Annotated in this window: 21 protein-coding genes, 4 tRNA genes and 1 pseudogene; 18 read left to right on the top strand and 8 right to left on the bottom strand. The window is 59.1% G+C overall.

Translation table 11 applies throughout. The annotated features are described in order from the left end of the window. Positions 1–15 precede the first annotated feature (15 nt). From PSH64_RS19090 to PSH64_RS19055, 8 genes are all read left to right on the top strand, one after another. A complete protein-coding gene (locus PSH64_RS19090; RefSeq protein WP_018928087.1) occupies positions 16–1,227 on the top strand; it encodes an O-succinylhomoserine sulfhydrylase in 1,212 nt (403 codons plus the stop codon). Beyond that, positions 1,224–2,000 carry an SDR family oxidoreductase gene (locus PSH64_RS19085; protein WP_008007225.1) on the top strand — a complete coding sequence of 259 codons (777 nt, stop codon included), beginning with the start codon at positions 1,224–1,226 and terminating at the stop codon, positions 1,998–2,000. Before PSH64_RS19090 ends, PSH64_RS19085 begins: the two co-directional genes overlap by 4 nt. Before the next feature lie 245 nt (positions 2,001–2,245). Continuing rightward, a tRNA-Val gene (locus PSH64_RS19080) sits at positions 2,246–2,321 on the top strand. Between the two features lie 54 nt (positions 2,322–2,375). Beyond that, positions 2,376–2,452: transfer RNA gene (locus tag PSH64_RS19075), tRNA-Asp, on the top strand. A gap of 92 nt (positions 2,453–2,544) precedes the next feature. After that, positions 2,545–2,621: transfer RNA gene (locus PSH64_RS19070), tRNA-Asp, on the top strand. Positions 2,622–2,870: 249 nt separating this feature from the next. Further along, positions 2,871–3,380 (top strand): sigma-70 family RNA polymerase sigma factor, encoded by a 510-nt coding sequence (locus PSH64_RS19065; RefSeq protein ID WP_105349080.1) that lies wholly within the window; start codon positions 2,871–2,873, stop codon positions 3,378–3,380. After that, entirely contained in the window at positions 3,377–4,327 is a 951-nt protein-coding gene (locus PSH64_RS19060) for a FecR domain-containing protein (RefSeq protein ID WP_105349079.1), read from the top strand. The genes PSH64_RS19065 and PSH64_RS19060 overlap by 4 nt, the downstream gene beginning before the upstream one ends. Positions 4,328–4,394: 67 nt before the next feature. Next, a complete protein-coding gene (locus tag PSH64_RS19055; RefSeq protein WP_305478215.1) occupies positions 4,395–6,818 on the top strand; it encodes a TonB-dependent receptor in 2,424 nt (807 codons plus the stop codon). Positions 6,819–6,891: 73 nt separating this feature from the next. On the opposite strand, the gene PSH64_RS19050 is transcribed toward PSH64_RS19055, so the two are convergent. Next, complete coding sequence (locus PSH64_RS19050; RefSeq protein ID WP_305478214.1) at positions 6,892–8,175, bottom strand: FAD-binding oxidoreductase; 1,284 nt, start codon at positions 8,173–8,175, stop codon at positions 6,892–6,894. Between the two features lie 183 nt (positions 8,176–8,358). On the opposite strand from PSH64_RS19050, the gene PSH64_RS19045 reads away from it, so the two are divergent. The 4 genes from PSH64_RS19045 (at position 8,359) to PSH64_RS19030 (ending at position 10,429) form a co-directional block, all read left to right on the top strand. After that, positions 8,359–8,435, top strand: a tRNA-Val gene (locus PSH64_RS19045). A 188-nt stretch (positions 8,436–8,623) separates the two neighbouring features. Next, on the top strand, positions 8,624–9,091 hold the full coding sequence (locus PSH64_RS19040) for an anti-virulence regulator CigR family protein (RefSeq protein WP_105349075.1): 468 nt from the start codon (positions 8,624–8,626) through the stop codon (positions 9,089–9,091). A 177-nt stretch (positions 9,092–9,268) separates the two neighbouring features. Continuing rightward, on the top strand, positions 9,269–9,760 hold the full coding sequence (locus PSH64_RS19035; RefSeq protein WP_305478213.1) for a hypothetical protein: 492 nt from the start codon (positions 9,269–9,271) through the stop codon (positions 9,758–9,760). A gap of 213 nt (positions 9,761–9,973) precedes the next feature. Continuing rightward, positions 9,974–10,429, top strand: coding sequence for a DUF2214 family protein (locus tag PSH64_RS19030; RefSeq protein ID WP_305478212.1), 456 nt, complete (start codon positions 9,974–9,976; stop codon positions 10,427–10,429). Positions 10,430–10,628: 199 nt separating this feature from the next. Here the strand turns inward: PSH64_RS19030 and csrA are convergent, their stop codons facing one another. Next, positions 10,629–10,823: a carbon storage regulator CsrA gene (gene csrA, locus PSH64_RS19025; RefSeq protein ID WP_007938114.1), complete on the bottom strand. Its 195-nt coding sequence runs from the start codon at positions 10,821–10,823 to the stop codon at positions 10,629–10,631. Between the two features lie 250 nt (positions 10,824–11,073). Between csrA and PSH64_RS19020 the strand changes: the two genes are divergently transcribed. Continuing rightward, positions 11,074–11,439 (top strand): SPOR domain-containing protein, encoded by a 366-nt coding sequence (locus PSH64_RS19020; RefSeq protein WP_105349070.1) that lies wholly within the window; start codon positions 11,074–11,076, stop codon positions 11,437–11,439. Between the two features lie 141 nt (positions 11,440–11,580). On the opposite strand, the gene PSH64_RS19015 is transcribed toward PSH64_RS19020, so the two are convergent. From PSH64_RS19015 to ftrA, 5 genes are all read right to left on the bottom strand, one after another. After that, on the bottom strand, positions 11,581–13,044 hold the full coding sequence (locus PSH64_RS19015) for a GDL motif peptide-associated radical SAM/SPASM maturase (RefSeq protein WP_305478211.1): 1,464 nt from the start codon (positions 13,042–13,044) through the stop codon (positions 11,581–11,583). A gap of 281 nt (positions 13,045–13,325) precedes the next feature. Continuing rightward, complete coding sequence (locus tag PSH64_RS19010) at positions 13,326–13,907, bottom strand: DUF1842 domain-containing protein (RefSeq protein ID WP_105349064.1); 582 nt, start codon at positions 13,905–13,907, stop codon at positions 13,326–13,328. Between the two features lie 54 nt (positions 13,908–13,961). Continuing rightward, positions 13,962–14,597, bottom strand: a complete 636-nt coding sequence (locus PSH64_RS19005; RefSeq protein WP_105349061.1) for a DUF1842 domain-containing protein — start codon at positions 14,595–14,597, stop codon at positions 13,962–13,964. Positions 14,598–14,638: 41 nt separating this feature from the next. Next, positions 14,639–14,827: a DUF1843 domain-containing protein gene (locus PSH64_RS19000; protein WP_305478210.1), complete on the bottom strand. Its 189-nt coding sequence runs from the start codon at positions 14,825–14,827 to the stop codon at positions 14,639–14,641. Between the two features lie 255 nt (positions 14,828–15,082). Continuing rightward, a complete protein-coding gene (gene ftrA / locus PSH64_RS18995) occupies positions 15,083–16,054 on the bottom strand; it encodes a transcriptional regulator FtrA (RefSeq protein ID WP_305478209.1) in 972 nt (323 codons plus the stop codon). 101 nt (positions 16,055–16,155) lie between these two features. Between ftrA and PSH64_RS18990 the strand changes: the two genes are divergently transcribed. Then, a complete protein-coding gene (locus PSH64_RS18990) occupies positions 16,156–16,590 on the top strand; it encodes a rhodanese-like domain-containing protein (protein WP_105349054.1) in 435 nt (144 codons plus the stop codon). Between the two features lie 137 nt (positions 16,591–16,727). Here PSH64_RS18990 and PSH64_RS18985 read toward each other — a convergent pair. Further along, a pseudogene (locus PSH64_RS18985) lies at positions 16,728–17,357 on the bottom strand (type 1 glutamine amidotransferase); the annotation flags it as partial. A 321-nt stretch (positions 17,358–17,678) separates the two neighbouring features. Between PSH64_RS18985 and PSH64_RS18980 the strand changes: the two are divergent. The 4 genes from PSH64_RS18980 to PSH64_RS18965 all read left to right on the top strand — a co-directional run bounded on the left by PSH64_RS18980 (position 17,679) and on the right by PSH64_RS18965 (position 21,997). Beyond that, on the top strand, positions 17,679–18,458 hold the full coding sequence (locus tag PSH64_RS18980; protein ID WP_105349051.1) for an ABC transporter substrate-binding protein: 780 nt from the start codon (positions 17,679–17,681) through the stop codon (positions 18,456–18,458). Positions 18,459–18,815: 357 nt separating this feature from the next. Continuing rightward, on the top strand, positions 18,816–19,778 hold the full coding sequence (locus PSH64_RS18975; RefSeq protein ID WP_305478208.1) for a transposase: 963 nt from the start codon (positions 18,816–18,818) through the stop codon (positions 19,776–19,778). A 180-nt stretch (positions 19,779–19,958) separates the two neighbouring features. Further along, on the top strand, positions 19,959–21,071 hold the full coding sequence (locus tag PSH64_RS18970) for a succinylglutamate desuccinylase/aspartoacylase family protein (protein WP_305478207.1): 1,113 nt from the start codon (positions 19,959–19,961) through the stop codon (positions 21,069–21,071). A gap of 209 nt (positions 21,072–21,280) precedes the next feature. Next, on the top strand, positions 21,281–21,997 hold the full coding sequence (locus PSH64_RS18965; protein ID WP_105349046.1) for an alpha/beta hydrolase: 717 nt from the start codon (positions 21,281–21,283) through the stop codon (positions 21,995–21,997). Positions 21,998–22,007 lie beyond the last annotated feature (10 nt).

Below are 22,007 nucleotides of genomic sequence, written 5' to 3'. Positions count from 1 at the left end.
GCAAGGAGTGACAGCATGAGTCAGGATTGGGATGCCGGTCGGCTGGACAGCGACCTCGAAGGCGTAGCGTTCGATACCCTGGCCGTACGCGCCGGTCAGCACCGCACGCCGGAAGGCGAACACGGTGATCCGATGTTCTTCACTTCCAGCTACGTATTCCGTACCGCCGCCGACGCGGCTGCACGCTTTGCCGGTGAAGTACCGGGTAACGTTTACTCGCGCTACACCAACCCGACCGTGCGCGCGTTCGAAGAGCGCATTGCCGCGCTGGAAAGCGCCGAGCAAGCGGTGGCCACGGCGACCGGCATGGCCGCGATCATGGCGGTGGTGATGAGCCTGTGCAGCGCCGGCGATCATGTGCTGGTGTCGCGTAGCGTGTTCGGCTCGACCATCAGCCTGTTCGAGAAATACTTCAAGCGCTTCGGCATCGAAGTCGATTACGTGGCGCTGGCGGACTTGTCCGGTTGGGATGCGGCGATCAAGGCCAACACCAAATTGCTTTTTGTCGAATCGCCGTCCAATCCGTTGGCCGAGCTGGTGGACATCACCGCACTGTCGGAGATTGCTCACGCCAAGGGCGCGATGCTGGTGGTCGATAACTGCTTTTGCACGCCAGCATTGCAGCAACCGCTGAAGCTGGGCGCGGACATTGTCGTGCACTCGGCGACCAAGTTCATCGACGGCCAGGGCCGTTGCATGGGCGGCGTCGTGGCCGGTCGCAGCGAACAGATGAAAGAAGTCGTCGGTTTCCTGCGTACCGCCGGGCCGACCCTGAGCCCGTTCAACGCCTGGATTTTCCTCAAGGGCCTGGAAACCCTGAGCCTGCGCATGAAGGCGCATTGCGCCAATGCCCAGCAACTGGCCGAGTGGCTGGAGCAGCAGGACGGCATCGAGAAAGTCCATTACGCCGGCCTCAAGAGCCATCCGCAGCACGAACTGGCCCAGCGTCAGCAGAAGGGCTTCGGTGCGGTCGTGAGTTTCGAGGTCAAAGGCGGCAAAGAGGGCGCCTGGCGCTTTATCGATGCGACCCGTCTGATTTCCATCACCGCCAACCTCGGCGACAGCAAAACCACCATCACGCACCCGAGCACCACCTCTCACGGCCGTCTGGCGCCGCAAGAGCGTGAAGCGGCGGGGATCCGTGACAGCCTGATTCGCATTGCGGTCGGTCTGGAAGACGTGGCAGACCTGCAAGCCGATCTGGCACGCGGGTTGGCTGCCTTGTGATCGAGTTGTCGACGCCGACCACGGGTACCCATGGCCGCGTCGCACTGGTCACCGGTGCCGCGCGCGGCATTGGCCTGGGAATTGCGGCCTGGCTGATCAGCGAAGGCTGGCAGGTGGTGCTGACCGATCTGGATCGCGAGCGTGGTTCGAAAGTGGCGAAGGTGCTCGGCGAAAACGCCTGGTTCATCGCCATGGACGTCGCGAATGAGGCGCAGGTGGCGCTGGGTGTGGCCGAGGTGCTGGGGCAGTTCGGGCGTCTGGATGCGTTGGTGTGCAATGCGGCGGTGGCTGATCCGCACAACATCACTCTGGAAAGCCTCGATCTGGCTTACTGGAACCGGGTGTTGGCGGTGAACCTCAGCGGGCCGATGCTGTTGGCCAAGCACTGCGCGCCCTACCTGCGCGCTCACAGCGGCGCCATCGTCAACCTGGCCTCGACCCGCGCCGCGCAGTCGGAGCCCGACACAGAGGCTTATGCGGCGAGCAAGGGCGGTCTGTTGGCCCTGACTCACGCCTTGGCCATCAGTTTGGGGCCAGAGATTCGCGTCAACGCGGTCAGCCCTGGCTGGATCGATGCACGAGACCCGGCGGCACGGCGTGCCGAGCCGCTGACCGACGCCGATCATGCGCAACATCCGGCGGGCAGGGTAGGGACGGTCGAGGATGTGGCAGCGATGGTGGCGTGGTTGCTGTCGAAGAACGCCGGGTTCGTCACGGGCCAGGAGTTCGTGGTCGATGGCGGCATGACCAAGAAGATGATTTACAGCGAGTAATCCTGACGGATGTAGTCAGCAAGATGTTGAATGTGCTGCCGTCTTCGTGAGTCAGCCCGCTCCCACACTGGATCTGCAACAGACCACTGGTTTGTGATCGACATAAACTCAGTGTGGGAGCGGGCTTGCTCGCGAAAGCGATCCGGCTGTGTGAGACACAATTTTGTCTTTTTCAGAAAAACTTCAAGCGGGGTATTGACTTAGCTTCGGTATCTGCGTAAATTTCGCGGCCTCAGAGAAGCAAAGGGTGATTAGCTCAGCTGGGAGAGCGTCTGCCTTACAAGCAGAATGTCGGCGGTTCGATCCCGTCATCACCCACCACTTCTTGAGACTCTTGCGTAAGCAAGAGGGAAGCTGAAAAGCCTCCACCGACGCGCAGCGGTAGTTCAGTCGGTTAGAATACCGGCCTGTCACGCCGGGGGTCGCGGGTTCGAGTCCCGTCCGCTGCGCCATATTTTCCGAATCAGATTTATCTGGTTCGAGATTGAAAAGCTTCCGAGTTTTCAATCAGACGAGTTACTTGGGCGAAAGTCCAAAGCGATACGCAGCGGTAGTTCAGTCGGTTAGAATACCGGCCTGTCACGCCGGGGGTCGCGGGTTCGAGTCCCGTCCGCTGCGCCATATCTGCCTCAAGGCCCACTGAACGCCTTGGAGCTACGAAGAAGGCCGTTGGCAATCTTCGAGTCGATAGCAAAGACCCTGGTCGAAAGACCGGGGTTTTTTGTGTCTGCGATTTGGCTTTTTCTTCTTTCGCGCCTTCCCGACATTAGCTTTCTGCACGCCCGATGCACAAAGAACTTGGTTCACGGCATCGATATTAATTAGAATCACTCTCATTTACGATGACTCCTTGGCGCAGGGCTTCTTGAGATGAGTGATGCAGCGATGCCGAAGGAGCAAACCCTCCACGACCTGTACCGCGATCACCGTGGCTGGCTTGAAGGCTGGTTGAGGCGGCGCATGGGCAACGCGTTTGACGCGGCGGACCTCAGTCAAGATACGTTCCTGCGCTTGCTTGCCAGCTCCCAACGGATTTCCGACCTGCAGGAGCCCCGCGCCTATCTGCTGACTGTGGGCAAACGACTGCTGAGCAACTTCTATCAGCGTCGTAGCCTTGAGCAAGCCTATTTGAATGCCCTGGCCTCGCTGCCTGAAGGCAGTGTGCCGTCACCCGAGCAGCGCTGGCTGCTGCTGGAAACCCTGCAAACCCTGGACGAATTGCTCGACGGACTGCCGACGGCGGTGCGACGGGCGTTTCTCTGGAGTCAGCTGGAAGGCTTGAATTATCAGCAAATCGCCGAGCGCCTGCGGGTGTCGGAACGTACGATCAAGCGCTACATGGCGCAAGCCTACGAGCATTGCCTGTTGGTGGAGATGTGAGTAGTCCGTCGCCCTCGGTGGAGGCTCGCCAGATAGTGCGCGCCGCCGCGCAGTGGCTCGCCTTGCTGGAGTCCGGCAGTGCGAATGAGCAGGATCACGCCGGCCTGCAACGGTGGCGTGACAGTTGCGCCAGTCACGAGCAGGCCTGGCAGAAAGCTCAAGTCTTGCGTCAGCGTTTTGCCGATCTGCCTTCGGCGTTGGCGCTGCAAAGTCTGGATCGCCCTGAGCCGGGTAGGCGCGTGGTGCTCAAGCGCGCATTGGGTGCAGTGGCGTTGGTGCCGGCGGCATGGCTGATCAGCCGGCAATTACCGCTGGAGGTCTGGAGGGCCGACTTGCATACGTCCACTGGGGAGCGCAAGCAGGTGCAGCTTGCCGATGGCAGCTTCCTGCAGCTCAACACAGCTAGCGCCGTTGATGTGGATGTGCAGGGGCGGTGCTTGAAGTTGGTAGAGGGTGAAATATCACTGAAGGTGCCTGGCGCCTCGCCATTGACGATCCAGACACGATTCGGGCAAGTCATAGTCAGTCAAAGCGAGGTCTGTGTGCGGCAGGATGCACTCGGATGCCGAGTGTCGGTATACAGCGGCTTCCTGCAATTGCAGCCGTTGCAGGGGCCAGTCTTGTCATTGCGCGGTGGTCAGCAGGTTGACCTTCAAGCGGGCGGTGCCGGGTCGACAACTGCATTCGATGTGCTCGCGCCGGGCTGGCGCGAAGGCGTGCTGATGGCAAAAAATCGGCCGCTGGGGGATTTCCTGCGTGAGCTTAGCAGTTATCGACCGGGTGTCCTGCGCTGGGAGCCTGCGCTCGAGGCGCTGCGCGTCACCGGTAGTTTCCGTCTGGACGACACCGATCGCGTGCTGACGCTGCTCGCGGCCAGTCTGCCACTGGAGGTGCATTCGCGTACGCGTTACTGGGTGACGTTGCTGCCGCGTAAAAATAGTGTGTGAAGCCTGTCCCCTTTTTTCGACTCGCTTGTCATTCAAGGCAACTGAGCGAATCAAGAGAGCTTCTTCAATGCCCACAGTAATGCCTTGCTGTCCGCGTCCGGCTGCTTCCGGTCTGCGTCCGTTGTTGCACCTGAGCCTGTTGCTGAGCCTGAGTGCCAGTCCGTTGTTCATCACTTCCAGTTGGGCCGAAGACGCCACCCGGCGCAGTTATCAAGTGCCTGCCGGGAGCCTGAGCGATGCGCTGACCAGGTTTGCCGGGCTGGCCGGAGTCAACCTCTCGGTGGACCCGGCGTTGGTAGGGGGGCGCAGCAGCGCCGGCTTATCCGGTGAATATGCGGTCGAGGAGGGCTTTACCCGGCTGTTGCAGGGTTCCGGTCTGCAACTGCAGTCAGTGGGCGAACAAGCGTACATCCTGACTCCGGCGCCAGAAGGCAGCAGCCTGCAACTGGCTCCCACCTCGATTCTCGGTGCCACCGACTCGGCTGGCGGCGATCCGTATGCCGGCGGCCAGGTTGCGCGCCGTGGTTCGCAAGGCTTGCTGGGCTCGAAAGACTTTATGGAAACGCCATTCAGCATGACCTCCTACACCAGCGAGGTGGTCAAAAACCAGCAGGCTCGTACCTTGGGCGACCTAATCTCCAACGATCCTTCGGTTCGCGCCACCAACCCGGCGGGTGGGCGTTATGAGCAGTTCACCATTCGCGGGCTTAGTCTGTTCAACAGTGATGTCGCCTACAACGGTCTATACGGTGTCTTGCCGACCTATACGATCGACATGGAGATGGCCGACCGCGTCGACATCCTCAAAGGCCCGAGCCAGCTTATCAACGGCATCTCGCCGCGAGGCGCCGTGGGTGGCGGGATCAACGTGGTGCCCAAGCGCGCGACCGACAAACCCATCACTTCTCTCACCGGTAGCTACGCTTCCGACAGTCAGGTGGGAGGCGCCGTGGATGTCGGCCGGCGTTTTGGTGAAGACAACAAGTTCGGCATTCGTTTCAACGGCGTGAAGCAGTCCGGCGACACCGAATGGGACCATCAGAGTGTCGACCGCGAGATGGCCGTGCTGGGCCTGGATTTTCGCGGTGAGCGCCTGCGACTGTCGACGGATATCGGACGCACCGAGCGCGATACCGACGCGCCGCAAGAGCGCGTGCAGGTCGGCGCCAACGCCCAGGTTCCGCATGCCAGCGATGTCCGCCGCAACTATGCGCAGCCTTGGAGCAAGGCGAGTACCAACGACACTTTCGGCGCGGTGAACGGTGAATTCGATGTCAGCGATTCCGTCATGTTGTACGGCGGTGTGGGCGCGCGTAAAAGCAACCATGACTTTCTCCGGCATGCCGTTGCGGTCACCAACAACGCAGGTGATTTCAGCGTTCAGCCACGTGATTTCACCCGCGACGAAAATGTCCGGACGGCCACGGCAGGGGTGCGCAATTGGTTTCATACTGGTCCGGTGAGCCATGAAGTTAACTTGGCCGCCAGTTATTTCTACATGGACTTCGAAAATGGCGGTGCCCGTTATGCCGCCGCCCGCAGCAACCTCTACGAACCGGTGGAAACACCAACACCTGTCAGGCCCACTCGATTCGATTCGAAGGTCTACACCGAGAACCGCTTCAGCGGCGTGGCGTTGTCCGACACACTGGGTTTCTTCGATGATCGGCTACTGCTGACCCTCGGCGCTCGCTGGCAGCGCGTGAAGGTTGATGACTGGACGGATAACGTCAAAGGCGACACAGCCTACGACGAGGAAAAGGTTTCGCCGTCGGGCGGCATCCTGTTCAAGGCGACCGACAAATTGTCGCTGTATGCCAACTACATGGAGGGCTTGAGCCAAGGCAAGATCGCGCCGTCGACTTCGGTGAATGAAGACGAGATATTTCCGCCGTTCATCAGCCGGCAGGTCGAGGTCGGCGCCAAGTATGACGCGGGTGCGTTCGCCGTGACCGCTGCGGTGTTCCGGATCAAGCAGCCGGCCTATGAGACCAACGCCACGACGCGAGTCTTCGGCCCGAACGGCAAGCGTCAAAACGACGGTGTGGAACTGAGTGTGTTCGGTGAGCCACTCAAGGGTTTCCGCCTACTGGGTGGTGTCATGTACATCGACAGCGAGTTGACCAATACCACCAATGGCACCTTTGACGGCAACCGGGCGCCTGCGACGCCGAAATACAACGTCAACCTGGGCGCCGAGTGGGACGTGCCGACCGTACAGGGCCTGACCCTGACCGGCCGTGGTATCTATTCCAGTTCACAGTATCTGGACCAGTCCAACGACAAGGAAATCGACTCTTGGGAGCGTTTCGACGTGGGCGCACGTTACGCGTTCAAGATCGACGAGAAGAACATCACCCTGCGTGCCAATGTGGAGAACGTGGCGGACAAGCGCTACTGGAGCTCGGCTGGGGCTTCGGATGACAGTGAGCCGGGCTTGACGCTCTCGACCCCACGAACCTACCTCGTTTCGGCGACGGTCGACTTCTGAATCAGGGTTTGACTTCCCCCGGCGGATACAAAAAAGGGGCTGCGTTCAGCGGCCCCTTTTTCACCTCTATCGGTCAGTATCCGAGCTTGTCCCGCAATCCGTAATACCAGGCGCCCAACGCAGCGAACGGTGTGCGCAGCAATTGCCCGCCAGGGAACGGATAGTGGGGCAGGTCGGCGAAGGCGTCGAAGCGTTCAGCCTGTCCGCGCAATGCTTCAGCCAGTACCTTGCCCGCCAGGTGCGTATACGTCACGCCGTGGCCGCTGCAACCCTGGGAATAGTAGATGTTGTCGCCCAATCGTCCGACCTGGGGAAGGCGCGACAGGGTCAGCAGGAAATTACCGGTCCAGGCGTAATCGATTTTCACATCCTTGAGTTGCGGGAAGGCCTTGAGCATCTTCGGCCGAATGATCGCCTCGATGTTCGCCGGATCCCGCGCGCCATACACCACGCCACCGCCGAAAATCAGGCGTTTATCAGCGCTGAGGCGATAGTAGTCGAGCAGGTAGTTACAATCTTCGACGCAGTAGTCCTGAGGCAGTAGACGTTTGGCCAATTCATCGCCCAAGGGTTCGGTGGTGATCACTTGAGTCCCGCAGGGCATCGACTTGGCCGCCAGCTCCGGCGCCAGATTGCCGATGTAAGCGTTGCCGGCGACGATGATGAATTTGGCCCTGACCTTGCCCTGAGGCGTATGCACTATCGGATTGGCGCCGCGCTCGATGCGTATCGCCGGCGACTGCTCGTAAATGGCGCCGCCCAACGATTCCACGGCCGCTGCTTCGCCCAGGGCAAGGTTGAGCGGATGAATATGCCCGCCGCTCATGTCGAGCATGCCGCCGACATATTGATCGCAAGCCACTACCTCGCGGATGCGACGCTGATCCAGCAGCTCAAGCTGAGTGTGGCCGAAGCGCTCCCACAGGCGCTTCTGGGACTCCAGGTGGCCCATCTGCCTGGCAGTGAGGGCGGCAAACACACCGCCGTCCTTCAGGTCGCACTGGATGTTGTATTTGGCCACCCGTTCACGAATGATCCGTCCGCCCTCGAACGCCATTTGCCCCAGCAACTGAGCTTGCTTGGGACCAACGCTACGCTCGATCACATCGATGTCACGGCTGTAGCTGTTAACGATCTGGCCACCGTTGCGCCCCGAGGCGCCAAAACCCACTTTGGCCGCCTCCAGGACCGTTACCCGAAAACCGTTTTCCAGCAGGAACAGGGCAGAGGACAGGCCGGTGTAACCGGCACCGATTACACAGACATCGGTTTCTACATCATCCTGCAAGGTCGGGCGCGGTGGCGCTGCATTGGCCGACGCCGCGTAATAGGACTCTGGGTAGGGGGTGTTCGCCATCCTGCAGCCTCTGTTTAATATATTTTACGAGTGCATTGATCCTACCCGAGTTAAAAAACAGTCGCCAGCCACCGGAAAATCTTCTTTGCCGCAGCAAAATTAAATATTTTGCATATTCATAGGGTTAGGTGAAAAAAAGGTGTTGACACCCCTACGGAATTCCGTAGAATGCCGCCTCACAGCAGGCACGTAGCTCAGTTGGTTAGAGCACCACCTTGACATGGTGGGGGTCGTTGGTTCGAGTCCAATCGCGCCTACCAAACAAAATCCGCTCTGCTGGGCGGTCTAGAAGGGCTCACCGAAAGGTGGGCCCTTTTTCGTTGTCTCCGTTTTGCAAAACTCCTCTCAATACGCCAACTCGGCATCTCCCAGTCGACACACTTTCTGAACTACTACCGCCGTAGCCGTCTACATTTGCAGGGGGCATCCCCTTTCTGAGAGAACGGATATGTTTAGATCTCGCTCGTTGATCGCCGCTATAACGTGTCTTGCCTTGGTGTCTGGCTCCGTGACTGCATTGGCTGACCCCGGAAACGGGAAGGGCCAGGGAGGTGGCAAGGGAAATCCACAATACAACCAGGACCATGGCAACTCCGGTCATGGCAACAAAGGGAAAGGTTCAGGAGGGGACGATTGGAGTCACGGTCCGAGCATCAACCACGGTAGCGTCCTTGGCATCGTTGGTGGATATCGCGACTACTGGAGCCCCGGGCCCGCCTTGCCGCCGGGTATTCAGAAGAACCTCGCGCGCGGGAAGCCGTTACCACCGGGGATCGCCAAAAAACTCGATGGCCGATTGCTCGGCAGGCTTCCGCACTACGATGGTTACGAGTGGCAGCAGGTGGGCACTGATCTGATTTTGGTGGCCATCGCTACCGGGATCATCTACGAGGTTCTCAATGGCGCGTTCGATTGATGTAAGAACGATAGATTTCAATCGCGCCCTTGTAGCATAACGACCAGAAAAAACATGGGAAGCAATGTGCATGTTCGATAACTGCACATTGCCTGCCCGCTGGTCGCCGGCCTTTGAACTGTGTGGAGTCGAAGCGGTCAATTGATCCGTGCAATATCAACTTCACGGAACCCCACCATGCGATTAAAAAACAAGAGTCTTGCGGCCGTCATGTCTTGCGTGATGATGCTTGCAGCCGCCCCGTTATTGCCCGTTGATTTGTCCATCATGAGCTCCGCCTACGCGAAAGATGGTGGCGGTGGCGGTGGCGGTGGCGGTGGCGGTGGTAATGGTGGTGGCAATGGCGGCGGTAACGGCGGCGGTCATGGTGGCAGCGGCGGCCAAGGCAGTTCCGGCCATTCCGGCGGTATCAGCAGCAATGGCCGTGGCGAAGGCTTGAGCAGCGATCACGTTGGCAAAGCCGTTCGAGACCATGGCGTCAGCGGTAACCACTACGGTAGCGAGCGTAACAGTGATCGTGGCCATGGTTCAGTCACATCGGGCATTGCGCATTCCAGGGACACACGAGGCGTAACGAAGGCCTCTGCCATTTCGGCCTCTACCCCTGGTGATCACAATACCAAAGGGTTGAGCAACGCTCGCACCTCGATTTCAAAACGAATAGATTAAGTCCAAGACTTTCAAAGCCGGGTATCCATCAGGAGCCCGGCTTTTTTGCGTCCGCAATTTGCCGATAGCGACGGACACCGAGGGCTCGACGAGTTGATCACTCCGGCGGTGGGGATATGCGGGTAATCAGCGTAGCGATGTGCGTGAGCAATTCCCACACGATGGACTACTACTGTAAGGCTGATTCAACTTTGTCCTGACGGGAGCATGTCGATGCTGGTTCACTGGTTTCTGGCGGCAATTCACCTCTTGGCCTTTGCACTGGGTTTTTGGGCGGTACTGACTCGCGGCACGGCTTTACGTCGTCTTGGTACCGCGGGCGGGGGCGCTCGCAGTGTTTTGATTGCAGATAATCTGTGGGGGATCTCTGCGGTCACTCTCCTGATCACGGGTGGGATGCGTGCCTTTGGCGGGTACGAAAAGGGCACTGATTACTATCTTCACCAACCTCTGTTTCATCTCAAGATGACGCTCTTCGTCCTCATCCTGCTACTCGAGATTGCGCCGATGATTGCGCTGATCAAATGGCGGGTTGCGCTGGGGCATGGGACGGCTATCGATACCAGGCGTGCAACGCTATTTGCCCGTATCAGTCATATCGAGGCGCTGTTGCTGGTGCTGATGGTCGTGGCGGCCACGGGCATGGCGCGTGGCGTAACGTTTGGTTAGCCGGGAAGGAAGGGGGAGCGCTCTTTCCCGCAGCAAATCCGAAACGTCTGACATTCATGGCAGGAGGCGGGGCGGTAGTATCGGCTCCGTGTTGCGGTTGCATCGCAAAGAGAGGCTGAGCGAAGAGCGATACGGCGCTTGAATCTTTAGCCAGCCGTTATTCGAGGCAGAATAGGCTGGCTACTGACTGCAGCAGGATTCAGGGGGTTTGTGGCTTGTCCGGGGCGGTCAGGCCAGCCTGAATGCGTTGATAAATTTCTTCGCGATGCACCGCAACGTCTTTCGGGGCGTTGATGCCAATCCTGACTTGCTGGCCGCTAACGCCCAGAATGGTGATCGTAATGTCATCACCGATGTTTATGCTTTCACCGACTTTGCGGGTGAGTATCAGCATGGTTTTCTCCTTGATTGCTTTGTAGGGCACCTGGTTCGGACAGTGCAGAGGTCGGTATTAGATATAGATTAGTGCGAAGTCTCACAGTTTGGGTGCCTCTTTCTGACGCGCAGATGCTGCATTAATTCCCAAGGCGTAACTATACAGAGGCCGCAACCATCATTCTCGTTGTTTTAAGCCCATTTTGCGGCACTCGAGATGGATCCAAGGATGTTAAAATCGTCGCTTTAAGCATTCTGAGGGACGTGTTGTGCGCAAAATGTTCTTGGTAATCGCAGTACTGACGTTGGCCGGTTGCGGTGAGGATAAGGGTGTTGACGCACAAAAGCCGCAACCGGCAGTCGCTTCCGTCCCTGCGGCGGCAACGGGCCCGCAATGGGACGTCGAAGTGCGCGGCGAGACGCCCCAGGCTGTCAGTGATCTGAGCGGCTGGTTGATTGAGCACAGCTTCGTTCCCAACGTCGTCAAGGAGGATGGAAAGGTTCGTATTCTGGTCGGGCCTTTCGGTTCGAAAACCGAGGCGCAGGCCCGGCAAGCCGAGATAACGGCGGCGCTCGCCCGGTCGAAAAAAATGAACATCGAATTGCTGATCGTCGAACACCCGACGGCTCAGTAACGTCCTCTTCGTCGCGGGCGTGAAGCTGACGGATCGCCTGCCGTCGGTCAGCATCGCGCAGACCCGCAACCGGATGATGCGCCAGGGAAGCGAGCTGTAAGGTCGCTCCCCTGGTGATGTGTCGGCAGCATCGAATAAACCTTACATCAAGGTATTTTGCGGCAACCCCAGCAAGCCGGTCAGGGTATTGATGATCGCTTGTTGCCGGGCCCGGTCTGTCTGGTGCACCGCTTCCGCGGCGGCGACATCGGCGTGGCAGTGGGGGCACGTCACTTCGTGTGCATGGATGTACTGCAAGCAGCCACGACACAGCGCCAGTTGCGGTGGAATACGACCTTCATCCGGCGATTTCTGGCCCTGGTTCGCCCAGGCCAGTTTGATCACCTGGCCGCTGTCGCTGACGCTGTTCACCTTCTCGCCGGTATCGATGCGTTCGGTAATCAAATCAAAACGTCCGACGGCGAAGGAGGTTTTTGCTGCGTCCTCGAGTTTGACGATGCGCTCGCGCAGTCCGCGCTTTTGCAGGTCCAGCGCGCGGTAATGGCAGTAGGGATTGTTACCGGGTTTGCCGAGCAACGAATGCGACGTCCAGGTACAACCGCCCCGGCAGACATCGTTGTAGTAGCAGCTTCGGCAGTAGCCCCACAGGTCGTCGACCGACCGCAGGCGACCAAAGTGCATGCCTTCGCTGTAGTGCCAGATATCGTGCAGGCTCATGTTGCGTACGTTGCCACCCGAAAACCCCACCGTGGCCAATGACGGGCAACCCTTTACGGTGCCGTCGGCTTCCAGCGCCAGCACGGTCTGGCCGGCGGCGCAGCCGCTCCAATGCACACGTTCATCGCCGAAACCACGCCACATGTGCTCGTAAGGGCCGTAGTAACCAATATTGTTGCCCACGTTCATCAGCAGGCCGCGATCGACCCCTTCGCAGTAGAGATGCGCCAGCAACGGCATCACCTCCAGCAGTTGATAGGGTTGCAGCAACAGCTCGGGGTGATCGACGGCATTGCCCATGGCAACCGTCAGCTGGATCTGCCAGTGAGTGGCGCCGAGGTCGATGATCAGGTCCATCAGCTCGGGCAGGTCGGGCAACGTGGCCGCGCCGATTTGTGTATTGACGCTCACCGCCAGCCCGGACTGTTTGGCGCGTCGCAAGGTGTCCACCGCCTTGTCAAACGAACCCGGAACATTGCGCACCGCGTCATGCAGCGGGGCCAGTCCATCCAGCGAGACACCAACGCCATTGAGTCCGGCGTCTACCGCAGCCTGCATTTTCGCGGGCGTCAGGTTGCGCCCTCCGGTTTGTATGGCGCAATACATACCGTGGTCGTGGATGGCCTGGATCAGTTGCGTCCAGTCCTTGCGTAAATAGGCTTCACCACCGATCAAGGTGATCTCGCGGGTGCCGAGTGCCGCCAGGGCATCGATGACGTCGAGGCACTCCCGGGTGTTCAGTTCATCGGGGCGTCGATGGCCGGCGCGGGAGCCGCAATGCAGGCATTTGAGATCGCAGGCCAGGGTGATTTCCCAGACCACATGCACCGGCACGTAGCGTTTGAGGTCGGTTTCACTGAGGTAGCGGGCAGGGCGACTGTCTGACATGGGAAATCCTTGCGCACCAACGCGTGCGCGGCACGAATCCATCGAAGTGTTCGCGCCGTCCTTGGGCAAATGGCGCGACCGGATTTACCTTTTGTATGGGTCAATAATGCAGACCCCGTGGGAACGGGCTTGCCCGCGAAAGCGCTGTGTCCGGCGACTTCAATGTTGACTGTGCCGCCGCCTTCGCGGGCAAGCCCACTCCCACATGGATTGCGTTTGACTGACCGGCATCACCCGAGCCTGGTCACCTTTTGAGGGTGGCCAAGACCGGGGGGGGCGGGTTAGCGGGCCTCCAGGCGGGCGATTTCAGCGTTCAGCTGGTCCAGCGCGCTGCGCAGGGCACCACTGTTGGCCAGTTGCTGTTCACCCTGGCTCACCACGGACTTCAGTTGCGCCAGGTCACCGCTGGTTTGCGCTTGCTGTACCGCGACGGCATAGAGCGGCACTGCATGGTGCGGATGCTCTGGGCGCTCAATCACCGGGGCCTGGCTGACAGCTGCGTGTCTTACGGTAGTCCAGTGGTCCTGATCGAAGTACTTGTAGTCGGCAAAACCGCTGGCCCAATCGGCGCCTAAAATGCCCCTTAGATCGAAGGTCTGGGCGATCTGACTGTAAGGGCCGCTTGGGCTGCCATCCAGGGAGAGGAGGATATGGCTTTCCGCCTCGGGGATCAGTTTGGCTTCGGAGTAACTACCCCATACACGGGCACGGAAGTTGAGTGGAGGGTAGGTACTTTGAAAAATGCTGGCTACACCGCTGACTTTCTTGTTTACGGTATCCACCAGCAGATCCAGGGTTAAAACCGGTGCGCCCAATAGGTGACTACTGACATTCAGGCGGGTATGAAAAAGTCCGATTGACATGGTGCTACTCCCTTATTGTGTATTCAGGACAACTCGGCTTATTTCGCAGGCGGGTCAGCGGCGTTCCTGCCGGCTGATTTCGCCCTTGGCCGTTTCAAGCGCACTCTGCAGTTGGGGTTGCTGATCCAGTTGTTGTTGGGCCAGGCGCGCCAGGTTTTTCATCTGGGCCAGGTCACCGCTGGCAATGGCACTTTGAATCGGTGCGGCGTACAGCGGCATGATCGGTGGATGGGCTGGAATGACCGGGCTGGACTCCAAAGGCACTGATTTATAAGCGTTGGAGGGTACCGACTCGACGAGATGGGCAGGGGCACTGACCTGGACCCACCGCTGACCATTGAAGTACTCGTAATTGGCGACGCCTTCTTTCCAGTCGCTACCGACCACCAGGTGCAGCTTGAAATTCACGATGGAGTTCGAGCCCGGGCCGCCATTATTGCCTTGAGCGGTGATCAGGATCTTGCTGACGCCAGGTTTCATGACCGTCAGGTAGGTGTATTCGCCCCAGACATCGGAGTGCACATCCAGCGGCGGGTTGGTGGCCTGAGTGATTGCAGCGGTACCGCTTACGGTTTGGTCAGGGGTAAAAACCAGAAGATTGAGTGCCAGGTTTTGTGCTCCCGCGGCCGAAGTACCAATTCGGTAGCAGAGTGGGAACAGGCCGACAGGTTGCTGATTAGAACCAGACATAATTATTGCCTCCATTGCAATAAGGGGAGTGGAAATAGCTGTTATTGCTTTTCCAGGCGTGCGACTTCCTTGGCCAACTGCTCGTAAGCGGCTTTTAGCTCTTTATTTTCTGGCGTGGATGCATCGCGTTGTTTCAACAGCGTCTTCATTTGCGGCAGGTCGCCTGCCTTGATTGCGCCTTGGATGGCCACCCCATAGGGGGGCATGCTATGGCGAGTTGAACTGCTCATAACGACTCCTTCCGTGGTTTTGCGGGCACTGCTGTCATCAGCAGTTTTTGCAGTTAAGCAGGCGCCGATAAATATGCAATGGGCTGCGCAAGAGTAATTTTTAATATTGTTTTACTAATCGCGGCGGGTGAGGAGTCGAGATATTTGATATTAAGATTGGCGATAAGTTAGCGCGATTTCTAATGAATACTTATTGTTTTTATCGCCATTGATAAAGAGTGATGGGGGGTTATAACGCCCCTGGACTGAGAGACTTCAAACAGCACTGACCTTGCGCCCAAACCGCTCCCGATACACCGAAGGTGGCACGCCGACCACACTGCGAAATGCCACCCGGAAACTCTCCACCGAGCGATAACCGCAGTGCTGGGCAATCTGGTCGGTGTTTTGAAGGGTGCTCTCCAACAGTTCGCGTGCCCGTGCCAGGCGTTCATGCTGCAGCCACGCTTTGGGCGGCATACCGCTGGCCTCGGTGAACCGACGCAGGAATGTCCGTTCACTCATGGCCGCCTCGCTGGCGAGGTCGCGAACCTCCAGCGGTTCGTGCAGACGTTCCCGGGCCCACTGCATGACCCGCGACAGATCGCTGCGTGGTGTCGGGCTGACCGGTGATGGAATGAACTGTGCCTGGCCGCCGGTACGTTGCGGCGACATCACCAGCCGGCGCGCCACCGAATTGGCCACCTGCGTGCCGAAATCCCGCGCGACCAGGTGCAGGCAGGCATCGATACCGGCGGCGCTGCCGGCCGAGGTAATCAACTGACCCGAATCGACATAGAGCACGTCCGGATCCACCAGAATGTTCGGGAAACGTTCGGCCAGTTCAGCGGTGTAGCGCCAATGGGTGGTGGCGCCGTGACCGTCCAGCAAACCGGTGGCCGCCAGTACAAATACCCCGGAACAGATCGACAGTAACCGCGCGCCCCGGCCATGGGCCTGACGCAGGGCGACGAGCAAGGGTTCGGGCACCGGCGCGCTGCGGTCGCGCCAACCTGGAATGATGATGGTCCGGGCACTCTCAAGCAGTTCCATCCCGCCGTCAGCCAGCACTTGAATGCCGCCCATGGCGCGCATCGGCCCTTGGTCGACGGCGACGATGCGGTGCTCATACCAAGGGAAATCGAACTCCGGCCTCGCCAGGCCGAAGATCTCCACGGCAATGCCGAATTCGAAGGTGCAGAGGCCGTCGTAGGCCAGAATCGCGACTAATCCTGGGGTGGGCTGCATTTGGCGGAAAGTTCCCGGTGAGTGTCTTGTGCGCCACTGTAGCGGCAAGCATGGAGCAGATAAAGTCTTCTCACACCCACTGAGACTTTGGAGTACAGCCCATGCCTAGCCTGGTTCGCGAGATTCCCGCAGCCCCGTCCGCCATCGCCCTGATGCACTTCAGCAATCGTCTGACGTTCGAGACCGATTGTTCCGACGTCTACGGCAGCCAGGAGGCCGGCGAGGTGGATTTTGTTCTGGTGGACGTGCGCGGACCGTTGGCGTTCGAGCGCGGACATGTGCCGGGCGCGATCAACATTCCGAGTCGGTTGATCACGGCTGATGGTCTGGCGGCCTATCCGAAGTCCACGCTGTTTGTGGTTTATTGCGCCGGACCTCACTGCAATGGTGCCAACAAGGCCGCGGTGAAACTGGCGGCGCTGGGTTACCCGGTCAAGGAGATGATTGGCGGGGTGACCGGGTGGCTGGATGAAGGGTTTGAGCTGAGTGTCGCGGTTGCTCACACCGCCAAGACAGTCATTGGTTGTGAATGCTGACGTTCAGATACAGGTGATCAAATGTGGCGAGGGGGCTTGCCCCCGTTCGGCTGCGAAGCAGTCGTAAATCCTTGGGGATCGCGGTGACTGGTTTGGGGCCGCTTCGCGACCCAACGGGGGCAAGCCCCCTCGCCACAGGATACTGTCCACCATCCATCCAGCGTCACCCGCAACCAGTCAAACACCGTTGCATAAGCGGCGCTGTCTTGCGGCTCCCGGGGCAGCGGTGATTCCTCGCCAAAGTGCTCATTGAGGATCGCCACCGATTCAGCATTCCATTCCGGGTGGAACTGTAACCCCACCCGCGTCGCCCCGACGCGATACATCTGCTGCTCACAAACGTCACTGCTGGCCAGCAACTGCGCAGCGGGCGGTAGATCGATCGCGTCTTCGTGCCATTCCAGTACCCTGAGGGTCCGACCATCGACAAAGGTCACGCTGGTCCAGCCGGTTTCGCTGCGAGGCATCCGCCGCACATTGCCGCCCAGGCTCAGTGCCAGCAACTGCGCCCCCAGGCAAATCGCGAACACCGCCGCGCCCTGATCCAGACTGCCCGCCAGCCACTGACGCTCTGTTTCCAGCCACGTCGGCCCGGCGCCGGATTCATAAGGCCCGCCCAACAGAATCACCGGTGCCGCGCTCACCGGCGGCAACTGTCCGAGGTCGGCGCGAAATACGTTGAGCGTAATGCCTCGGGACCGGGCCCATTCGGCAATGGCGCCGGGGCCTTCGGCAGGATGGTGCTGGATCAGGTTCAGCGCGGGCATCACGTTTCTCTTGTGGGGGCGGGTGGCGGGTCAATGTGACGCAAAAAAATGTTCATCGCCAGTGCGATTCTTCAGTCGGATCAGCACCCGAAATCTTGTAGGTTTTGTCTGAAGTAAAGGATTGTCCTACAGTCCTTGCACCACCTCGGAGCACGCTTCAAGTGCCTTGATTTCATTGGCTGTTTTTTTATAAGTATTTGTCGCTTAAACACAATTTGCCCTCCTGTAGCCGCTCTAGACTGCCGGCCACTTCGGTCTTCACCAACCGAAAGTTGCCAATCGAAAGCTGCCAATAAAAGCCTCCGCACACAGGAGTTATAAATGAAGAAGCGAGTGATGTTCGGTGCCCTGGCACTGTCGATATTGTCCCTGACCGCCGTGGCCGAAGACGCCAAACCGATTCGCCTCGGTATCGAAGCCGGTTACCCACCTTTCTCGATGAAAACCCCGGACGGCAAACTCACCGGTTTCGACGTCGATATCGGTGACGCGCTGTGTGCACAGATGAAGGTGAAGTGCACTTGGGTCGAGCAAGAGTTCGATGGCTTGATCCCGGCCCTGAAGGTCAAGAAAATCGACGCGATCCTGTCGTCCATGACCATCACTGACGATCGCAAGAAGAACGTCGATTTCACCATCAAGTACTACCACACACCGGCGCGCTTCGTGATGAAGGCAGGCACCGACGTCAAGGATCCGCTGACCGAGCTCAAGGGCAAAAAAGTCGGTGTGCTGCGCGCCAGTACCCACGACCGCTTCGCTACCGAAGTGCTGGTGCCGGCCGGCATCGACCTGGTGCGTTACGGTTCCCAGCAGGAAGCCAACCTGGACATGGTCGCCGGTCGCCTCGATGCGATGCTGGCCGACTCGGTCAACCTGGACGACGGTTTCCTGAAAACCGACGCCGGCAAAGGCTTCGCGTTTGTCGGCCCGACCTATGAAGACGCCAAGTACTTCGGCGGCGGTGCCGGTATTGCCGTGCGCAAGGGCGATAAAGAGCTGGCGGACAAATTCAACACTGCCATCACTGAGATCCGCGCCAACGGCAAGTACAAGCAAGTGCAAGACAAGTACTTCAACTTCGATGTTTACGGCCATTAATACGCCGTAGAAAAAAGTGGCTACCGTGGACGCGGTGGCCATTTTTATTTTCTCTAATCCGGCCGCGATTTAATGTGGGAACGGGCTTGCTCGCGAAGGCGTTGTTTCAGGCAACATCAATGTTGAATGGACCGGCCCCTTCGCGAGCAAGCCCGCTTGTATGTTTAGACTTGAAGGGGTGGGTGGGACTAAAAGCCCGATTCTGACTCTAGCCAGTACAGACCGTGGGAGACTTCGTCCCACCCCTTCTACCTAAAAGCGCCAATAAGGAATTCATCGGCTAGGCCGACGATAGAGACAAGCCAGCGCAACGGTAGACCCCAACAAGCTCTTAAACCCTAGCTCCGAGGATTCGTCATGACAATCCTTACTTCGCAAGCGGTCGTGGGTGTTGATGTGGCCAAGGCTGAGGTGCTCGTCTATCGCGCCGATCTGCAAACCACACAAGCCATCTCCAATAATCGAGCAGCACTCAAACGTTGGCTCAAGACGCTGCCCGCCAAAAGTGGCATTGCCGTTGAGGCCACCAACATTTACCACTTGGACACGGTTGAGTTGGCCTATGAGTTGGGTCATCAGGTCTACGTCGTGGACGGTTATCGCTTGAGTCATTACCGCCGCAGTGTCGGCCAACGAGCTAAAAATGATCCGTGTGATGCTCGTCTTCTGGCTCGGTATCTGGCGCATGAACAGGGTGGGTTACGCGCTTGGAGCCCGCCGCCCAAGGCTTACAAGGCCCTGCAAAGCCTGCTTCATCGACGGGCAGCACTGATCAAGGCGCGTGTCAGCCTGGCTCAGAGCTGGGCCAATGAGCCGCGCCTGGAAGAAGAGCTGAAATGTCTGATGGAGACGTTTAAGCGCTCGGATTTGGCCATTCAAAAACAGCTGCGTGACCTGAGCAAAGAGGCCGGAGCCGCCGAAAATATTGAGCGTTGCAAGGCCATTGAAGGCGTTGGTGTACTGACGGCAACTGGATTTGCGACGGCTTTTTTGCGTGGCGAGTTTAAGGACAGCAATGCCTTCATCGCTTTTTTGGGCATGGACTTGAGGGTCGATGACTCGGGAAAAAAGACGGGGAGTCGCAGTCTGACCAAGAAAGGGGATCCGGAAATACGACGTCTGGCCCACAACTCGGCCATGGCCGCCTGTCGTTCGGCGACCTGGAAACCATTTTATGAAGGGTACCTGGCCAGAGGTTTCAAGAGGACTCAGGCCCTGGTAATCCTTGCCCGAAAACTCGCCCGGGTGGCGTTCGCTCTGATGAAAAACCAGAGCGAATACCAACCGAATCGACCGTTGCAGGGTTGTCCTGCAACATAGAATCTCCCACAGGGGATTTGTGGTGTTGACGCGATGGATGTCACGCCGCAGTTCTGATGTGGGAGCGGACTTGCTCGCGAAGGCGGTGTGTCAGGTGATATGGAGGTTGAATGTGATGGCCTCTTCGCGGGCAAGCCCGCTCCCACAAGTGATCTCGGAGCCCTTTATATCGGAGTCCCCATGCAACGCATCGACCATCCACTGCCCTGGAGTCATCTGGGGACTGAACGCTCGCTCAGTGTGTTTCGTTATGGCGCGGGCACTCGCAAGGTTTATATCCAGGCCAGCCTGCACGCGGATGAGCTGCCGGGCATGCGCACTGCCTGGGAACTGAAGCAGCGTCTGGCTGAACTCGAAACCCAGGGGCAACTTCAGGGCATCATCGAACTGGTGCCGGTGGCCAATCCCATCGGCCTCGATCAGCACCTGCAAGGCAGCCACATGGGCCGCTTCGAACTGGGCAGCGGCAAGAATTTCAACCGCGCGTTCGTTGAGCTCAGTGCACCGGTGGCCGCGTTGATCGGCGATCAATTGGGTGATGACGCCCAGGCCAACATCGCGCTGATCCGCCAGACCATGGGCCAGGTGCTCGACGGTTTGCCGGCACCGCTTTCGCAATTGGAGGCCATGCACCGCTTGCTGCTGCGTCACGCCTGCGAGGCCGACATCACCCTCGACTTGCATTGCGATTTCGACGCGGCGATTCACCTCTATGCCTTGCCGCAGCATTGGCCGCAGTGGCGCTCCCTGGCGGCTCGGTTGAAGGCCGCGGTGGCGTTGCTGTGTGAGGATTCCGGTGGCAGCTCTTTCGACGAGTCGTGTTCTACGCCGTGGTTGCGCCTGGCGCGGGCGTTTCCCGAGGCAGCGATCCCGCCGGCCAACCTGGCGACCACGCTGGAGCTGGGCAGCATGGGCGATACCCGGGTCGATCAGGCCCAGGCCAATTGCGAGGCGATCCTGGGGTTTCTCGCCGAACAGGGTTTCATCACCGGCACCTGGCCGCCAGCGCCGAGCGAATGCTGTGAAGGCTTGCCGTTCGAAGGCACCGAGTACCTGTTTGCACCGCACCACGGGGTGGTCAGTTTCCTGCGGGACTCGGGCGAATGGGTGGAGCGGGGAGATGCGTTGTTTGAAGTGGTCGACCCGCTGAATGACCGGGTTACCACGGTGTGTGCCGGGACCAGTGGCGTGCTGTTTGCCCTCGATCGCGGGCGTTATACGCAACCAGGTACCTGGCAGGCGAAAGTCGCCGGGCGCGAGCCGATCCGGGCCGGGAAACTGGTCAACGACTGAGGTGTTTACCGAGAGTCTTTCAGCGGGCTTCAGGGCCTCTTCGCGAGCAAGCCCGCTCCCACAGTGGAATGGTGTTCGCAGGACTATGTGGGAGCGGGCTCGCTCGCGAAGACGGCCTCAGCAGCGGCGAAGATGCCTGGGCATCATCAACATCCCGCCTCACAGTGTTAGGCTCTGCCCCGAATCCTGCGCGCTGTGAAGGAAGGTTTATGTTGAAGTTTCTCGCTCTGCTCACGCTCCTGGCGTCCACCGCCGTCCACGCTCAAACCCCGTTGCACACCGATCTGCCGCTCAAATACCTGGAGCAGGCCAACGCTGAGTCTCGTAACCAACCCCTGGTGATTTTCCTGCACGGTTACGGCAGTAACGAGCAGGACCTGTTCGGCATCAAGGATGAATTACCGCCGCAGTACAACTACCTGTCGGTGCGGGCGCCGATGACGTTGGAAGAGGGCAGTTACCAGTGGTTTCGCAAAAAGGGCGAGGGTGCCTACAACGGCGAGACGGACGACCTGAAGGCCAGCGGCCAGGTGCTGCTGGATTTCGTCGCACAAGCAGCGAAGAAATATCACACCGAAACGGACAAGGTTTTCCTGGTGGGCTTCAGCCAGGGCGCGATCATGTCCTACGAGGTCGCGTTGCGTCATCCCGAGGCAGTGGGTGGCATTGCTGCGTTGAGCGGGCGCATCCTGCCGGTGCTCAAGTCCGAACTCAAACCGGATGAAAAACGCCAGCCGCTGGCGATTTTCATCGGTCATGGCACCGCCGACAAACGCCTGCCCTACAACGACGGCACCGAGGCCGACAGCCTGTTGCAACGCCTGTCACTCAAGCCTGAGTTTCATGCCTACGAAGGTGTCGGCCACAGCATCAGTGCGGCCGAGATAGAGGATTTGAGCGCCTGGTTGCAGCGCCTCAATCCCTGAGCCGGTCGGG

Origin of the sequence: Pseudomonas sp. FP1742 (genome assembly GCF_030687145.1) — a bacterium.
Lineage (GTDB): Bacteria > Pseudomonadota > Gammaproteobacteria > Pseudomonadales > Pseudomonadaceae > Aquipseudomonas > Aquipseudomonas frederiksbergensis_D.
This window is presented reverse-complemented; position numbering and strand designations above follow the sequence as displayed.

What these genes read in the sequence shown, in the direction of transcription:
- PSH64_RS19090 (WP_018928087.1), top strand. Translation starts at nt 16, where the DNA reads ATGAGTCAGGATTGGGATGCCGGTCGGCTGGACAGCGACCTCGAAGGC.
- PSH64_RS19065 (WP_105349080.1), top strand. Translation starts at nt 2,871, where the DNA reads ATGAGTGATGCAGCGATGCCGAAGGAGCAAACCCTCCACGACCTGTAC.
- PSH64_RS19055 (WP_305478215.1), top strand. Translation starts at nt 4,395, where the DNA reads ATGCCCACAGTAATGCCTTGCTGTCCGCGTCCGGCTGCTTCCGGTCTG.
- PSH64_RS19050 (WP_305478214.1), bottom strand. Translation starts at nt 8,175, where the DNA reads ATGGCGAACACCCCCTACCCAGAGTCCTATTACGCGGCGTCGGCCAAT.
- PSH64_RS19040 (WP_105349075.1), top strand. Translation starts at nt 8,624, where the DNA reads ATGTTTAGATCTCGCTCGTTGATCGCCGCTATAACGTGTCTTGCCTTG.
- PSH64_RS19035 (WP_305478213.1), top strand. Translation starts at nt 9,269, where the DNA reads ATGCGATTAAAAAACAAGAGTCTTGCGGCCGTCATGTCTTGCGTGATG.
- PSH64_RS19030 (WP_305478212.1), top strand. Translation starts at nt 9,974, where the DNA reads ATGCTGGTTCACTGGTTTCTGGCGGCAATTCACCTCTTGGCCTTTGCA.
- csrA (WP_007938114.1), bottom strand. Translation starts at nt 10,823, where the DNA reads ATGCTGATACTCACCCGCAAAGTCGGTGAAAGCATAAACATCGGTGAT.
- PSH64_RS19015 (WP_305478211.1), bottom strand. Translation starts at nt 13,044, where the DNA reads ATGTCAGACAGTCGCCCTGCCCGCTACCTCAGTGAAACCGACCTCAAA.
- PSH64_RS19010 (WP_105349064.1), bottom strand. Translation starts at nt 13,907, where the DNA reads ATGTCAATCGGACTTTTTCATACCCGCCTGAATGTCAGTAGTCACCTA.
- PSH64_RS19005 (WP_105349061.1), bottom strand. Translation starts at nt 14,597, where the DNA reads ATGTCTGGTTCTAATCAGCAACCTGTCGGCCTGTTCCCACTCTGCTAC.
- PSH64_RS19000 (WP_305478210.1), bottom strand. Translation starts at nt 14,827, where the DNA reads ATGAGCAGTTCAACTCGCCATAGCATGCCCCCCTATGGGGTGGCCATC.
- ftrA (WP_305478209.1), bottom strand. Translation starts at nt 16,054, where the DNA reads ATGCAGCCCACCCCAGGATTAGTCGCGATTCTGGCCTACGACGGCCTC.
- PSH64_RS18990 (WP_105349054.1), top strand. Translation starts at nt 16,156, where the DNA reads ATGCCTAGCCTGGTTCGCGAGATTCCCGCAGCCCCGTCCGCCATCGCC.
- PSH64_RS18980 (WP_105349051.1), top strand. Translation starts at nt 17,679, where the DNA reads ATGAAGAAGCGAGTGATGTTCGGTGCCCTGGCACTGTCGATATTGTCC.
- PSH64_RS18975 (WP_305478208.1), top strand. Translation starts at nt 18,816, where the DNA reads ATGACAATCCTTACTTCGCAAGCGGTCGTGGGTGTTGATGTGGCCAAG.
- PSH64_RS18970 (WP_305478207.1), top strand. Translation starts at nt 19,959, where the DNA reads ATGCAACGCATCGACCATCCACTGCCCTGGAGTCATCTGGGGACTGAA.
- PSH64_RS18965 (WP_105349046.1), top strand. Translation starts at nt 21,281, where the DNA reads ATGTTGAAGTTTCTCGCTCTGCTCACGCTCCTGGCGTCCACCGCCGTC.